General features: G+C 71.6%; 15 protein-coding genes and 1 pseudogene. 6 read left to right on the top strand and 10 right to left on the bottom strand.

Annotated elements, in window-relative coordinates:
* Nucleotides 1-76 precede the first annotated feature (76 nt).
* Nucleotides 77-862, top strand: coding sequence for a polysaccharide lyase family 7 protein (locus AC0NH5_RS13190; protein ID WP_474403227.1), 786 nt, complete (start codon nt 77-79; stop codon nt 860-862).
* Nucleotides 863-941: 79 nt separating this feature from the next.
* Here the strand turns inward: AC0NH5_RS13190 and AC0NH5_RS13185 are convergent, their stop codons facing one another.
* The 3 genes from AC0NH5_RS13185 to AC0NH5_RS13175 are packed head-to-tail and all read right to left on the bottom strand — an operon-like array spanning nt 942 to nt 3,397.
* Nucleotides 942-2,366, bottom strand: a complete 1,425-nt coding sequence (locus AC0NH5_RS13185) for an RNA polymerase sigma factor (protein WP_474403225.1) — start codon at nt 2,364-2,366, stop codon at nt 942-944.
* A complete protein-coding gene (locus AC0NH5_RS13180; protein WP_474403223.1) occupies nt 2,363-2,737 on the bottom strand; it encodes a YciI family protein in 375 nt (124 codons plus the stop codon). The genes AC0NH5_RS13185 and AC0NH5_RS13180 overlap by 4 nt, the downstream gene beginning before the upstream one ends.
* A gap of 42 nt (nt 2,738-2,779) precedes the next feature.
* Complete coding sequence (locus AC0NH5_RS13175) at nt 2,780-3,397, bottom strand: DUF998 domain-containing protein (RefSeq protein WP_474403221.1); 618 nt, start codon at nt 3,395-3,397, stop codon at nt 2,780-2,782.
* Between the two features lie 210 nt (nt 3,398-3,607).
* On the opposite strand from AC0NH5_RS13175, the pseudogene AC0NH5_RS13170 reads away from it, so the two are divergent.
* A pseudogene (locus AC0NH5_RS13170) lies at nt 3,608-5,500 on the top strand (acyl-CoA dehydrogenase family protein); the annotation flags it as partial.
* Between the two features lie 120 nt (nt 5,501-5,620).
* Here AC0NH5_RS13170 and AC0NH5_RS13165 read toward each other — a convergent pair.
* Together AC0NH5_RS13165 and AC0NH5_RS13160 are read right to left on the bottom strand one after the other, a co-directional pair.
* Nucleotides 5,621-6,085 (bottom strand): SRPBCC family protein, encoded by a 465-nt coding sequence (locus AC0NH5_RS13165; protein WP_474403219.1) that lies wholly within the window; start codon nt 6,083-6,085, stop codon nt 5,621-5,623.
* The gene (locus tag AC0NH5_RS13160) at nt 6,082-6,396 is read right to left on the bottom strand and encodes an ArsR/SmtB family transcription factor (protein WP_474403217.1); all 315 of its coding nucleotides are present in this window, start codon (nt 6,394-6,396) and stop codon (nt 6,082-6,084) included. The genes AC0NH5_RS13165 and AC0NH5_RS13160 overlap by 4 nt, the downstream gene beginning before the upstream one ends.
* Before the next feature lie 92 nt (nt 6,397-6,488).
* Between AC0NH5_RS13160 and AC0NH5_RS13155 the strand changes: the two genes are divergently transcribed.
* On the top strand, nt 6,489-6,776 hold the full coding sequence (locus tag AC0NH5_RS13155; protein ID WP_474403215.1) for a hypothetical protein: 288 nt from the start codon (nt 6,489-6,491) through the stop codon (nt 6,774-6,776).
* Nucleotides 6,777-6,937: 161 nt separating this feature from the next.
* Here AC0NH5_RS13155 and AC0NH5_RS13150 read toward each other — a convergent pair whose 3' ends face one another.
* The 3 genes from AC0NH5_RS13150 to AC0NH5_RS13140 all read right to left on the bottom strand — a co-directional run bounded on the left by AC0NH5_RS13150 (nt 6,938) and on the right by AC0NH5_RS13140 (nt 9,638).
* Nucleotides 6,938-7,777, bottom strand: coding sequence for a helix-turn-helix transcriptional regulator (locus AC0NH5_RS13150; protein ID WP_474403213.1), 840 nt, complete (start codon nt 7,775-7,777; stop codon nt 6,938-6,940).
* Between the two features lie 143 nt (nt 7,778-7,920).
* Nucleotides 7,921-8,400, bottom strand: a complete 480-nt coding sequence (locus tag AC0NH5_RS13145; RefSeq protein WP_474403211.1) for a hypothetical protein — start codon at nt 8,398-8,400, stop codon at nt 7,921-7,923.
* Nucleotides 8,401-8,480: 80 nt separating this feature from the next.
* Nucleotides 8,481-9,638 carry an oxygenase MpaB family protein gene (locus AC0NH5_RS13140; protein ID WP_474403209.1) on the bottom strand — a complete coding sequence of 386 codons (1,158 nt, stop codon included), beginning with the start codon at nt 9,636-9,638 and terminating at the stop codon, nt 8,481-8,483.
* A gap of 42 nt (nt 9,639-9,680) precedes the next feature.
* Here AC0NH5_RS13140 and AC0NH5_RS13135 point away from each other — a divergent pair, with 42 nt between their 5' ends.
* Entirely contained in the window at nt 9,681-10,910 is a 1,230-nt protein-coding gene (locus tag AC0NH5_RS13135; protein WP_474403207.1) for a cytochrome P450, read from the top strand.
* On the opposite strand, the gene AC0NH5_RS13130 is transcribed toward AC0NH5_RS13135, so the two are convergent.
* A complete protein-coding gene (locus AC0NH5_RS13130; RefSeq protein ID WP_474403205.1) occupies nt 10,839-11,588 on the bottom strand; it encodes a TetR/AcrR family transcriptional regulator in 750 nt (249 codons plus the stop codon). The two genes, AC0NH5_RS13135 and AC0NH5_RS13130, sit on opposite strands and share 72 nt — an antisense overlap.
* A gap of 77 nt (nt 11,589-11,665) precedes the next feature.
* On the opposite strand from AC0NH5_RS13130, the gene AC0NH5_RS13125 reads away from it, so the two are divergent.
* A complete protein-coding gene (locus tag AC0NH5_RS13125) occupies nt 11,666-12,580 on the top strand; it encodes an ATP-binding cassette domain-containing protein (RefSeq protein WP_474403203.1) in 915 nt (304 codons plus the stop codon).
* Entirely contained in the window at nt 12,577-13,356 is a 780-nt protein-coding gene (locus AC0NH5_RS13120; RefSeq protein WP_474403201.1) for an ABC transporter permease, read from the top strand. The genes AC0NH5_RS13125 and AC0NH5_RS13120 overlap by 4 nt, the downstream gene beginning before the upstream one ends.
* Nucleotides 13,357-13,445: 89 nt before the next feature.
* Here the strand turns inward: AC0NH5_RS13120 and AC0NH5_RS13115 are convergent, their stop codons facing one another.
* Nucleotides 13,446-13,874: a hypothetical protein gene (locus tag AC0NH5_RS13115; RefSeq protein ID WP_474403199.1), complete on the bottom strand. Its 429-nt coding sequence runs from the start codon at nt 13,872-13,874 to the stop codon at nt 13,446-13,448.
* Between the last annotated feature and the right edge of the window lies 1 nt (nt 13,875).

The raw sequence follows: 13,875 nt of genomic DNA, 5'->3' as shown, positions 1-13,875 counted from the left end.
TGCTTGAGTCGGCGCAGACCTCTGATTAATCATTAACCGTCTTAACGATTCCCCCACGGTTAAGAGGTCATCCCCCATGCACAGGCGCACCCTGCTCGCCGCAGCCCTGTCCACCACCGCCGCCGGCGGCCTCGGAATTCTGGGCGTCGCCAACGCCTCGGCGGCCGCGCTCGACCCGGCGCTGCCGCCCGGCGGCAACTTCGATCTGGCGATCTGGGCGCTGCAGCTGCCCACCGGCTCGCCCGGCAGCCCCGACACCATCTCGCCGGCCCGGCTCAAGGGTGCCAACGGCTACACCAACCCGTCGTTCTTCTGGACCGACAAGAACGACGGCTCGATGACGTTCTGGGCGCCGGAGAAGGGCGTCACCACCCCCAACTCCAAGTACGCCCGCTCCGAGCTGCGCGAGATGAACCGTGACGGCAGCGCCGCGAACTGGACCCTCGCCGGCAACCACACGCTCAGCGCCCAGCTGCGCGTGGTGTCGGTGACCAAGAACGTCGCGGTCGGCCAGGTGAAGCTGGGCACCGGCGGGCCGTCCACCAAACCGCTCGCCGAGCTCTACTACCGCCCCAACGGCGACATCTTCTTCGGCACGCAGAACTCCCCGGACGCCAGCGGCCAGACCCTGCACAAGGTCGGCAACGTGCCGCTCGGCGCCAGGTGGACCTACGTCATCAACGTCAACGGCAACAAGATCAATTTCACCCTCAACGGTACGCGGACGACGTACACGATCCCGTCGGCGTTCAACCCGTACCGCCAGTATTTCAAGGCCGGCTCCTACAACCAATCCTCCTCGGAGAGCACCAGCAACGGAGCAAAGGTCAAGTTCTACAGTCTCACCGTCGAGCACGGCTGAGCCGCTCGTCGGGTCCGTCCTTGCGCAGCCGGGTCACCCGGCCGGCCGAGTCGCCCGCCCGGATCGAGCAGCCGCGCTGTCAACCGCGGCCCAGCTGCTCGATCCGGGCCTCGAACAGCGACCGTTCGGCCGCGTTGCGGGTCAGCTCCGCGGCGCGGCCGAACTCCGTTCTTGCCTCGTCGGCGCGCCCCAGCTGGGCGAGCAGCTCGCCGCGGACCGCCGGCAGTTGCGGATAGCCGCGCAACGACCGCTCGGCGCCCAGCGCGCCGGTGATCGCCAGCCCGCGGGCCGGGTCACCCGCCATTCCCACGGCCACCGCCTGGTTCAGCCGCACCACCGGCGACGGCTGCAGATAGGCGAGTACCTCATAGAGTGCGGCGATCCGCTGCCAGTCGGTCCCGTCCGCGGTGTGCGCCCGGGCATGACAGGCTGCGATCGCCGCCTGAAGCGTGTAGACGCCGCCGCCGAGCGACTCGGCCCGCTCCAGCGCGGCCAGCCCGTGCCGGATCAGCAGCCGGTCCCAGCGCCGCCGGTCCTGGTCGCCGAGCAGCACCGGGCGCCCGTCCCCGCCGATCCGGGCCGGCAGCCGGGACGCCTGCAACTCCATCAGCGCGACCAGGCCGTGCGCCTCGGGCTCGTCCGGCAGCAGCCCGGTCAGGACCCGGCCGAGCCGCATCGCCTCCCGGCAGAGCGCCGGTTGCGTCCAGTCGTCCCCGCCGGTCGCCGCATAACCCTCGTTGAAGATCAGGTACAGCACACCGAGGACCGCGCCGACCCGCTCGGCGGTCTCCGCCGGGGTCGGCATGCCGAAACGTACCCCGGCCGCGGCGAGGGTCCGCTTCGCCCGGACGATGCGCTGCGCCGCAGTCGCCTCCGGGATCAGGAAGGCGCGCGCGATCTCCGCGGTGCTCAGGCCGCCCAGCAGCCGCAGCGTGAGCGCCACCTTCGCCTCCGTGGACAGCACCGGGTGGGCGGCGGTGAAGATCAGCCGGAGCAGGTCGTCGCCGATGTGGTCGTCCAGCGAGTCCACCAGCTCGTCCTCGCGATCGCGCTCCGCCACCGTGACGTCGCGGCCCAGCACGGCGAGCTTGTCCACGTATCGCGACCGGCGCCGCACCAGGTCGACGGCCCGGTGCCGGGCCGTGGCGCGCAGCCACGGTCCCGGATCGCGAGGCACGCCGTCCCGGGGCCACTGCTCCAAGGCGATCACCAGGGTGTCCTGGGCCAGCTCCTCGGCCAGGCCGATGTCCTGGACGAGCCGGGCGAGACCGGCGATCAGCCGCGCCGACTCGATCCGCCACACCGCCTCCAGCGTCCGCCGAACCACCCCGCCGCCCTCAGCGTCGGCCACGCCGCCCTCAACCCCGACCATGCCGCCCTCAGCCCCGGCCACGCCGCCCGCACTGTCGGCCGCCCCAGCCACGTCGTTCGCCGCCCGGGGCTCCGCGCGGCCCGGTGTGCCGGCTTCGGCGCCGGCGTGGGCGCCGGGGCCGTCGGTCGTCATGCCTGTGTCGCGGGGAAGTCTTCCGGGCCGAACAGCTTCAGGACGTCGACCTCGCCCTCCCAGCCGGGCCACAGGTCGCGGTGCGCCTTGAGGAAGCGTGACGCCCACTCGACCGCCTCCTCCTTGGACCGCACGTCATAGATGGCGTAACTGATCACCTCCTTGGACTCCGCGAACGGGCCGTCGACCGCGACCAGCTCGCCGGCGGCCAGGCTCACCCGGGCGCCGCTCTCGCTGGGCGCCAGGCCGGAGGTGTCCAGCAGGCTGCCGGAGCGGGTGGCCTCCTCACCGAGCGCCATGATCGCGGCCATCAGCTCGGGCGGGGGAGGGGTGGTGGAGTGCTTCGCGCGCAGCAGCGTCAAGTAGCGCATGGGGAGATCCTTCCATCGGCAGGGATTGAAGAGTGTCGCAAGTCAGCGGTAGTGGTTGCAGAGCGCCGACAGCCAGCCGGACGCCAGGATCACCGCGGCGGTGAAGCCGAGCAGTCCGGCGGCGCTGCCCCCGGAGGCCGCCATCGCGACGAACCCGACCAGGAAGAGGACCCCGGTCGCCGCTGAGAAACCGGCCCATCCTCGGTGATCCTCCTCGGCGAGGCGCCGGGCGAAGGCGAGACACGCGGCCACCAGGCCCACGAAGCCGATCCCGCCCACCAGGAAGTGCAGGGTGCCGTGCCAGCTGACCGGCACCATCTCGGGCGTGCCGGCCGGGAAGCCCCGGCCCGGGTCGGCGGCGAAGATCCCGGATCCGATCAGGCCGGCGCCGTAGAGGGCGATCCCGAGGCACCAGCGCGTGCGGGTGACCCGGTGGAGACCGGCGGCGCCGGCGAGGACGAGCAGGCCGGAAACGATCAGGTTGGCGCTGTGCACCCAGCCGGCCGGGCCGTTCGCCAGCATGCTCCACGCGTGCCGGGACGGGTCGAAACCGTCCCGGACCGCGATCTCGGCGAGGGACACGACCACGTAGAGCGGGCCGGCCACGATGCCGGCGGTCAGCAGCGCGTTGACCGGGGCGGTGGCGAGTCGGGTGGGCATCGTCGTTCTCCTGTCGGCGGTGCGGGCCGCCGATCGGCCCGTCCACCCTGTGCTCGAACGGGGGAGAGCCGGATCGACACGGCCCCCGAAGTTTCGTGCGGCGCGGCCGGGATCGAACCCGGTCGGGGCCCGCGATGTGTAGCGCGGAGATGCACCGAGGGCTACCGTCTGGTAACACGCTCTGATAGCCGGTGACGTCTGGGGGGCACAGTGACCACGACGCGGAACGTCTCGGAGAAGCAGGCGCGGCAGACTGCCGAGGCCGCGCGGGAGACGGAGTGGCGACAGCCGAGTTTCGGCAAGGAGCTGTTCCTCGGGCGGCTGCGGCTCGACCTGATCGATGCGCAGCCGGAGCCGGCGCCGCGGCCGGCTTTCCTGGACGAGTTGGACGCCTACCTGCGGACGATCGACGCCGCCGCCATCGAGCGCGACGCCTACATCCCGGACGAGGTCTTCCAGGGTCTGGCGCGGCTCGGCGCGTTCGGCATGAAGATCGATCAGAAGTACGGCGGTCTCGGGCTGTCGAATCTGCATTATTGCAAGGCGCTGACGCTGGTCGGGTCGGTGAACGCCGCGGTCGGCGCGCTGCTTTCCGCGCACCAGTCGATCGGGGTGCCGCAGCCGCTCAAGATGTTCGGCACCGAGGAGCAGAAGCAGAAGTTCCTGCCGCGGCTGGCGGCCGGCGAGGTCTCCGCGTTCCTGCTGACCGAGCCGGACGTCGGGTCGGACCCGGCCCGGCTGGGCACCGTCGCCGAACCGGTCGAGGGCGGGTTCCGCCTCAACGGGGTGAAGCTGTGGGCGACCAACGGCACGGTGGCGACCCTGCTGGTGGTGATGGCGCGGGTGCCGGACAAGGGCATCACCGCTTTCGTGGTGGAGGGCGATTCCCCGGGCATCACTGTCGAACGGCGGAACGCCTTCCTCGGGCTGCGCGGCCTGGAGAACAGCGTCACCCGGTTCCACGACGTCCTCGTGCCCGCGGACAACGTCATCGGCGGTGTCGGGAAAGGCCTGCGGATCGCGTTGACCACGTTGAACACCGGGCGGCTCTCGCTGCCGGCGATGTGTGTGGCGGCGGGGAAACGGTCGGTCGCGATCGCCCGGGAATGGTCGGCCGCGCGGGTGCAGTGGGGCCGGCCGGTCGGCGAACACGAGGCGGTGGCCAAGAAGATCGCGTTCATCGCGGCGACGACCTATGCGATGGAGTCGACGCTCGACCTCTGCTGCCTGATCGCGGACGACTCGCGCAACGACATCCGGATCGAGGCGGCGCTGATCAAGCTGTTCGCCAGTGAGATGGCGAGCAAGGTCGCGGACGAGCTGATCCAGATCCGCGGCGGCCGGGGGTACGAGTTGAACTCCTCGCTCATCGCCCGCGGGGAACGGCCGGCGGAGGCCGAGCAGATCCTCCGGGACCTGCGCATCAACCGGATCTTCGAGGGCTCCACCGAGATCATGCACCTGTTGATCGCCCGGGAGGCGGTGGACGCGCACCTGTCGGTGGCGGGCGACATCATCGACCCGGACGCCGGCCTGCGGAAGAAGGCCCGCGCCGGGGCACGGGCGGGCGCGTTCTACGCGCGCTGGCTGCCGACCCTCGCGGTGGGTCAAGGACAGAACCCGTCGGCGTACGCGGAATTCGGTCCCCTGGCGGCGCATCTGCGCTTCGTGGAACGGGCGTCGCGGCGGCTGGCGCGGTCGACGTTCTACGGGATGTCGCGATGGCAGGGCAAGCTCGAACGCAAGCAGGGCTTCCTGAGCCGGATCGTCGACATCGGGGCGGAGCTGTTCGCGATGTCGGCAGTGTGCGTGCGGGCCCGGCACGACCCGGCCGGCGCACAGCTGGCCGACCTGTTCTGCAAGCAGGCGCGCCTGCGCACGGAGGAGTTGTTCCGCGCGTTGTGGGACAACACCGACGACCTGGACGTGCGGGCGGCGCGGGCTGTGCTCGCCGGCCGGTACGCGTTCCTGGAAGACGGCGTCATCAACCCGTTCGCGGTGTCGCCAACTTCCTCCGCCGAGTCGTCGCCGCTGGATGCCGCGTGGGTGGCGGCGTGGGCGCCCGGTCCGGCCGAGGTCCCGGACGTCCGGCGCCGCATCCCGCAAGCCTCCCCGTCATCGCCGCCCGAGGCGTCGTCCCCCGCCGCGAATTCGTCCCCGGCGGCGAACTCGTCCCCGGCTGCGGACTCGGGCTCAGGGCCGGCCCCGGTGCCGGGCTCGGTCTCAGGCGAATAGGGCGGCGAAGCGGGCCAGGTACAGCGGCCAGCCCTCGTCGTGGCCGATCCCGTCGCGGAGCGACTCCCAGCCGCTGCCGTGCCGGTCGAGGTGGCGATGCTCCAGCTCGATCCGGGTTCGCCCGGGGCCGTCGGCGACGAATCGGACCTCCACCTCGCTGGCGTTGGCCGGATCCGACTCCAGCTCCCACCGCGGGCCGATGTCCCAGCTGAAGACCACCCGATGCGGCGGTTCGAAGACGAGAACCCGCGCCCACCGGCACTCACTGCCGTCCGCGGCCCGGTCGTAGATGTGCCCGCCGGCCCTGGGCTCGAACACGGTCTCGGCGATCTCCGACCGCATCAGGTTGTGTTCACGGGGCTTGAAATCCCCGAACCGTTCGGTGAACACCTTGAACGCCTGGTCGACCGGTGCGGAGACCGTGACGTGCCGGTTCACCACCGTCTCGCTCATGATTCCTCCTCGTTGACGGTCTTCTGATAGCCCTCCAGGGCACGCGCCCAGAAGGTGTCCAGCTGATCCCGCAGCGCCGACAGGCCGGCCGGGTTCAGGCGGTAGACGCGGCGGGTGCCGGCGGCCTGATCGCTGACCAGTCCCGCTTCCTTGAGCACCTTGAGGTGTTGCGACACCGCCGGCCGGCTGATCGGCAGTTCCTCGGCGAGCTCCCGCACGGCCCGGGGCCGCTCCGCGAGGCATTCCATGATCGCCCGCCGGTTCGGGTCGCCCAGGGCCTCCCAGCCGTCGTCGCTTCGGTAAGTACCCACGAACGGTAAGCTACGACTTACCAAGGGGCCCGTCAAGCCGCGCCGGGATTGCTGCGGTCCGGCGTGGGTACCGCGGGGTGCGGAGGTGTGCGATGGAACGGACGGAGGACGGGCGCTTCATCGTGGTCTCCGGGCGCCGCTGGCGTGCCACCGATCCGGAGATCCCGGAGGAGGTGGCGGCGACGCTGCGCCGGGCGCTGATGGCCGCCCGCCGGGATGTGGGCGTGGCCTTGCGCGCAGGGGTGGATCCGAAACCGGCGCGGGCCCGGGTGCAGATGGCGAAGGTGGCGCTGGGGGAGCGAGGCACCCCGTGGTGGGAGCAATCCCCGGAGCAGCGGAAAGAACGCTGGGAGCAGGGGCTGCCCGACCTGACGGGCTAGGGTCTGTCCCGCGGCTCACCCGTGGCTGCGGCGTGGCCCAGCCGGCGCCTGACGGCGTCCGCAGAACGGTCACATACAACCCCGGTATGAGGCCGCCCTGCGGCCGACGTCAGCCACCACCTGGACCTCGCCTCGCACCCGCGTGATCCGCGGGACAGACCCTAGGCGAGCGACTGTATCCCCAGCACGGACAGCAGCTGGAGCTTCTCGTAGCTCTCCGACCCGGGGGTGGCGGTGTAGACCAGCAGGATGTGAGCCTGGTCCGGGTCGAGAAGTCCCTGGCAGGAGAGCTCCAGCTCGCCGACCTCGGGGTGCTGGAAGCGCTTGACGTCGTTGTACCGGATGTTCACCTCGTGCGTCTCCCAGACGGCGCGGAACTCCGCGCTGCCGGCGAGCAGGAGGTCGGCGAGGTGGGCCGCCCAGGAGTCCGGCCCGCGGAGGGTGACCGTCCGGCGCAGGCCGGAGGCGAAGACGCGCGAGTGCAACGGGTGGTCGTCGGGGTGGTAGAGCGCCCGGGTGTCCGGGTCGGTGAACCAGCGGTAACCGATGCTCCGGGCCGGGCCGGTGTACCGGGTGTTGTCGCCGGTGAGCGCGACCCCGAGGGCCGTCTGCCGGAGTGTCTCGCCGAGCTCGGTGACGATCTCGGCGGGGGTGTCGGTGAGCCGGTCGAAGATGCGCAGCAGGCCGGGGCTGATGTGTTCGCTGGTCGCCCCCCTCTGCGGCGGGTTGTGCCCGGCCAGCCGGAACAGGTGCTCGCGCTCGTCGAGCGACAGGTGCAGGCCCTGGGCGATCGAGGCGATCATCTGCTCCGACGGGTGCGGGCCGCGTTCCCGTTCGAGACGGCTGTAGTAGTCGGTGGAGATGTGGCAGAGCGTGGCCACCTCTTCGCGGCGCAGCCCCGCTGTTCTGCGGCGCTGCCCGCGCGGGAGACCGACGTCCTCGGGCTGCAGTGACTCCCGGCGGCGGCGGAGGAACTCGGCCAGCCCGGCACGATCGATCATCACTGCGTCCTCCACGGTTCCGGTGCTGTTCCGTTCTATCACCGGCGCGGAACGGCAACCACGGATTGCCGATCCCCCTCTGCAGGCGGCGAACGAGAAGGCGCCCGGCCGCGGGGCCGGGCGCCGTTGCTCACCGGAACGGGTCAGCCGGCCGCGCAGGCGGCCTTCAGCTCCTTGACCGCGGCGTTCAGCTTCGCCTTGCTCGGAGCCTTCTTCGGGTTCTCGTTCCAGGCCTGGTCGAGCTCGGACATCGCGTCGCCGACCTTGTCCGCGGCGGCGGAGACCTCGTCGTTCGCGCCGGCGGAGAACGAGCTCATGGCAGCCGAGCCGGCGATGTACTGCGCGGACACGGCGATGTAGCCGGCCGGCGGTCCGATCTTCTCCGACTCCTTGACCTCCTTGGCGTTCTGGTCGATCGCCGTGAGGAGTTCGTCGCAGGCCTTCTCGGTGGCCGCGTCCGTGGTGGGCGCGGCACTCGTCGCCGCGGGCGCGGCCGGACTGGTGGCCGCGGGCGCGGAAGCGGCGCCGGGGGCGGCGGCTTCGGGTTCGGTGGCCGGGTCGCAGGCGGTGAGGGCCGCGACAGCCACGATGGCGGACAGGATTACCCCGTTGATACGTCGCACTACATTCCTAACGCTCTATGACTTTGCGTGCGGAAACGTACCAGATCATCGATTCCCGGCCGTACCGCGTTTCGTGAAGATCAGGTGAGGGTTTCGTGCGCGCCCCAGTGGGCGAACTGCGACTGCGCCTGGCGCTCCGAGCGGGCGAGCAGGCCGGCCCGGCCGCCGGGCAGCCGGCCGCGGCCGTGGCTGATCAGCAGGTTCGCCGCGATGCGGGTCAGGCCGTACCAGCCGGGGCGGTACGGCAGGCCGAGGTCGCGCATCGCGCGGCGCCCGAGCAGCCAGGTGCTGACCGAAAGCGCCCGCTCCCGCTCGAAGGTCCGCCGCCATCGCCGGGTGACCGCGTCGTCGGTCATGCTGATCAGCGCGTGGGCCAGGGCGACGCTGTTGGCGTCCGGCGGCGGGTCGTTGGCGAGGAAGTGGTAGAGCAGGCGGCGGCCGCGGCGCTCGGTGTGCGGAAGCCACTGTTCGTCGACGCCCATCAGCCAGCCGGCGTAGGACCAGAAGTGCATCACGGCGCGGGCGTCGTCGCGGGTCACGCGCACACCCAGCAGGCGCAGGTGGAGCAGGAAGCTGGTGCTGAAGACGCCGAGCGTGCTGCCCTGGTCGTACTGGTTGATCGGCAGCCCGCGGGCCGCGACGTCCCAGCCGGGGGTGAGGCGCGCGTTGACCAGCGCGTGCATGGCGCGGACGTGCAGGGTCAGGCGGAAGCCGTCGGCGGCCGGGCACATGCCGCCGGGAGCCGTGACAGCGCGCCACCAGCGCGTCGTCTCCTGGATGCGGCGCAGCGTCTCGCCGCCGGCCAGACGACCGGTTCTGACCAGCGGTTCGAGGGCCGCGCCGGTGCGATATCCGCCCAGCAGGGAGCCGTAGGCCAGCACCAGCCCGGCGTCCATGCCGAAGGCGCGGCATGCTTCGGCGCCCTTCTCCACCAGCGTCAGGTCGACCCAGGCCGGACGGTTCATGGCCGCGGTGTAGAAGTCGCGGACCGGTGCGGGGTTCTCCGCGGACGGGCCGGCAGCCAGGGCGCGGTGCAGGACGGCCGGCGGCACCGCGTCGATCAGCGCGGCGGCCGGCTCGTCCCGTTGCAGCAGGGCGGCGCGCAGGGCGGCCAGTTCGGTCGCCGTCGGCCGGGCCGAGCGCCCGGCGAGCAGGCGCAACGGCCGCGCGGCCCGCTCGCCCCAGGCCGGGTCGGCGCCGAATCGCGTCGGCGCGAGCTGTCCGGCCCCCATCGTCATGCCTCGAACGATAGGGGAGCCCCGCCCTGCCATGATGAGTCGATGGACTTCCAGACCGCGCTGGCCTCCTTGTTCGCCCCCGAGGGCCGGGAAGATCCCTATCCTGCCTACGACGTGCTGCGGGACCACGCGCCGATCCTCGAGGCGTTCGACGGCCGCTGGTTCGTCACCAGCCACGCGCTGACCACCCGCCTGCTGCGCGAGCCGACGCTGCGGGTCGCCGACGCCCCCGCGTACGACCGATTCTGGCCGGACTGGCGCGAGAACCGCGGGGTCGCCTCGATCGTGCTGTCCATGCTGCAGACCAACCCGCCGGACCACACCCGCATCCGCCGGGCCGCCGCCGCGACGTTCACCGCACGCCGGGTCGCCGGGATGCGGGACGTCATCGCCGCCCAGGCGGCGGAGCTGATCGAGGAGATGCCGGCCGAGACCGACTTCATGAACGCGTTCGCCTATCCGCTGCCGATCGGCGTGATCTGCGCGCTGCTCGGGGTGCCGGACGCGGACCGGGCGTGGTTCCGGCAGCGCGCCGCCGACCTGACCGTGGTCCTCGAGCCGATCAGCAGCGAGGAGGAGATGCGGCTCGCCGACGTCGCCGGCCGGGAGCTGGAGGACTACTTCGTCGGTCTGATCGCTGAGCGGCAACGGTCGCCGCGGGAGGACCTGGTCAGCGCGATGGCCGAGGCCGGCTCGGGGCTGACCGGCACCGAGCTGCTGGCGAACCTGGTGCTGCTGCTGGTCGCCGGCTTCGAGACCACTACCAACCTGCTCGGCACGGGCCTGAAGATCCTGCTGGACCACCCCGGCCTCGCTGACCGGTTGCGGTCGGAGCCGGGACTCGCGGGCGCGTTCGTCGAGGAGATGCTGCGGTACGACTCACCCGTGCAGTTGACCGCCCGGTTCACCACGACGCCCCTCGAGCTGGACGGGCTCACCCTGCCGGCGGGCTCGGACCTGACGCTGCTGCTCGGCGCGGCGAACCGGGACCCGGAGCGTTACCCGGACCCGCACCGGTTCGACCCGGACCGGCCGAACGTGCAGCCGGTCTCGTTCGGCGGGGGAGCGCATTACTGCCTGGGCGCTCCGCTGGCGCGTCTCGAGGCGCAGGTGGCGTTCCCGCTGCTGCTGGCCATGCGGCCGCGGCTCGCGATGAACGGCGCCCCGGTGCGCCGGGACCGGCTGACGTTGCGGGGGTACTCACGGCTCCCGGTTGCGGTCGATCAGGTCGCAGACCCCGTCCAGGATCCGGTCCAGCCCGAACCGGAATGACCGGGCCGGGTCGCCCACCCCGTTGTACTCGATGCTCGCCGCGGTGCCGACCCGGCCGGAGATCGGATAGGCGCCCGGCGGCATCACCGCCTCCAGGACCGGTGCGTTGATCTCCCACCACTGGGCGTCGGACATCCCCGACTCCTGCGCCGTGTGCCGCGTCCGGATAGAGCTGCGCGCCGCGCCCGCGGTGAAGTCGCTGATCAGCGTCACGACCAGGTCCATCTCGATGTCGCCCAGGCCGGCGCCGTCGAGCGCGGCCAGCTGCCACTCGTAGCGGTCGCTGCCGTTCGGCCCGATCCACGGCCGGCTGTTCTCGACCTGGAGCAGCCACGGGTGGCGGTGGTACTCGTCCCACAGCTGGCCGGCCAGCCGGGTGAGCCTCTCCCGTACGTCTCCGGTGTGTTCCGGAAGGTCCTGCTCGCCGGCGACCTCGTCGATCATCAGCCCGATCAGCTCGGAGCGGCCCGGCACGTACGTGTAGATCGACATCAGCTTCAGCCCGAGCCGATCGGCGACCTTGCGCATCGAGAACGCCGGCAGACCGTCCTCGTCGGCCACCGCGATGCCGGCCCGGATCACCTCGTCGATGCTGACCCGCTGCTTCGGCCCCCGGCGACCCTGTGGGGTCCCGAGCGAGCGCCTCCACAGCAACCGCAGTGTCCGGTCAACTTCCATGTGCGGATATTACCCCGTGGGGTGTACGGTGTTCGACGCTACATTCTTCGTACGGTATACGGAGTTAGGAGTCGCACGTGAGCACCCTGACCGCTGAAGGACTGCGCAAGAGGTACGGCGACGTCGCCGCCCTCGACGGTTTCGACCTCGACATCCCGGCCGGCGTCATCCACGGGCTCCTCGGCCCGAACGGCGCCGGCAAGACCACCGCCGTCCGCGCGATGGCCACCCTGATCGATCTCGACCACGGCCGGATCACTGTCGACGGCTTCGACGTGCGGAAACGCTCCGCCCAGGTGCGCCGCCGGATCGGCCTGGTCGGCCAGGCCGTCGCCGTCGACGACATCCTGAGCGGCCGGCAGAACCTGGTCATGTTCGGCCGCCTCTACGGGCTGCGCAAGGCGCAGGCGCAGGACCGGGCGGCCGAGCTGCTGGACACGTTCGGCCTCACCGACGCCGCGGACCGGCCGGTCTCGACCTACAGCGGCGGGATGCGCCGGCGCCTCGACATCTCCGCCGGCCTCCTCCTGACCCCGGCGGTCCTGTTCCTGGACGAGCCGACCACCGGCCTCGACCCCCGGGCCCGCAACGAGGTCTGGGAGACAGTGCGCGCCGCCGCGGCCGGCGGCACCGCGGTGCTGCTCACCACGCAATATCTGGACGAGGCCGACCAACTGGCCTCGCAGATCTCGGTGATGAACCACGGCCGGGTGATCGCCACCGGCACACCGGCATCCCTGAAACGCCAGGTCGGCGGCGACCGGGTGGCCGTCACCACCCCGCGCCCCGGCGACCTGGAGGCGCTGACCGCACGCCTGCCCGGGACGCGGCAGGACGACCGGACGGCCATCTTCGAAGCCGGCCTCACCGAGGTCGTCCGCACCCTCGACGACCTCGGCATCACCCCCGACGATCTGGTCCTGCGCCGCCCCACCCTCGACGAGGTGTTCCTCACCCTGACCGCCACGTCCGCGAAGGAGCCCGTCCGATGACCACCCTGCGTGCCGGCTGGATCATCACCCAGCGCGAGCTCATCCACTGGGTCCGCCAGCCCTGGGGCCCGATCTTCGGCCTGATGTTCTCGGTGATGCTGCTGCTCGTCTTCGGGTTCCTCTTCGGCGGGGCGATCATCGTGCCCGGCGGCGGCGACTACCTCGAGTTCCTGCTCCCCGGCATGCTCGCGCTGAGCATGATGTTCGGCGTGGCCAACACGGCCGTCGCGATGGCCGAGGACGCCCGCAAGGGCATCACCGAGCGCTTCCGCTCGATGCCGATCGGCAGCGCCTCGGTGTCCCTCGGCCGGGTCGGCGCCGACATGGCCAACTCCGCCGTCGAGCTGCTGGTCCTGATCCTCGGCGGCCTGCTGATCGGCTGGCGGATCACCGGCGACCCCGGCCGGACCGCCCTGGCCGTGGTGATCCTGCTGCTCCTGAGGTTCGCCATGCTCTGGATCGGCATCTTCCTCGGCCTGTCCTTCCCCGGCGAGGGCGCCACCGCCGCCGTCCAGGTCCTGATCTGGCCGGTCGGCTTCTGCTCCACGGCGATCGTCTCCGCCGAGACGATGCCCGCGTGGCTCGGCGCCGTCGCCGCCTGGAACCCGCTGTCCGCCACCGCGAACGCCGCCCGGGAGCTCTTCGGCAACCCGACCGGCGTCACCTCCGGCCCGCTCGCCGACAACGCGGTCTGGCTGGCCCTCGGCTGGCCCGTCCTGCTGACCGCGATCTTCCTTCCACTGTCCGCCCGGGCGTACCGCAAGCTGCGCTCCTGACCCACCCGCTCCGGCCGGCCACCAACCGGCCGGAGCGGCCACAACCCCTGCCGCTGCACGCGCCGGCGAGGTCGCGCGCCGGCCCGGCCTCACTCGCGCCGATAGGTCGTCGCCTGGCCGTTGGTGGTGAGCGTGAGCTCGTCACCGTTCACCGCCCAGGTCAACGTCCGGGGCGGCGTGGGCATCGAGCTGCGGTAGTTGTCCGCCGGCACCGACGAGTCGCTGCGCGTGATGACGATCGACTCGGGGCGGAAGGTGATGGCCGAGCCGCTCACCTCCATCGACCCGTTCTCCTGGAGGGTGTACTGCTGCGTGCGATCGCGCATGATGCCGACGTAGACGTAGACCCCCTTCCCGGACAGCTCGTAACTGAAGCCGTTCCCGCGTTCCGTGATCACGCTCCACGCGCCGACCAGTTCCTCCGGTATCACCGGCGCCGGTGGTGGTGCCGGATCCCCGTCGCAGCCGGCCAGGGCGATGACCGCCGCCAGCAGGGCCGCCACAGCCGTACGCCTCATG

It is taken from the genome of Actinoplanes sp. 13 (assembly GCF_056134165.1).
The sequence above is the reverse complement of the archived record's forward strand: the minus strand, read 5'-3'. Positions and strand labels throughout refer to the sequence as shown.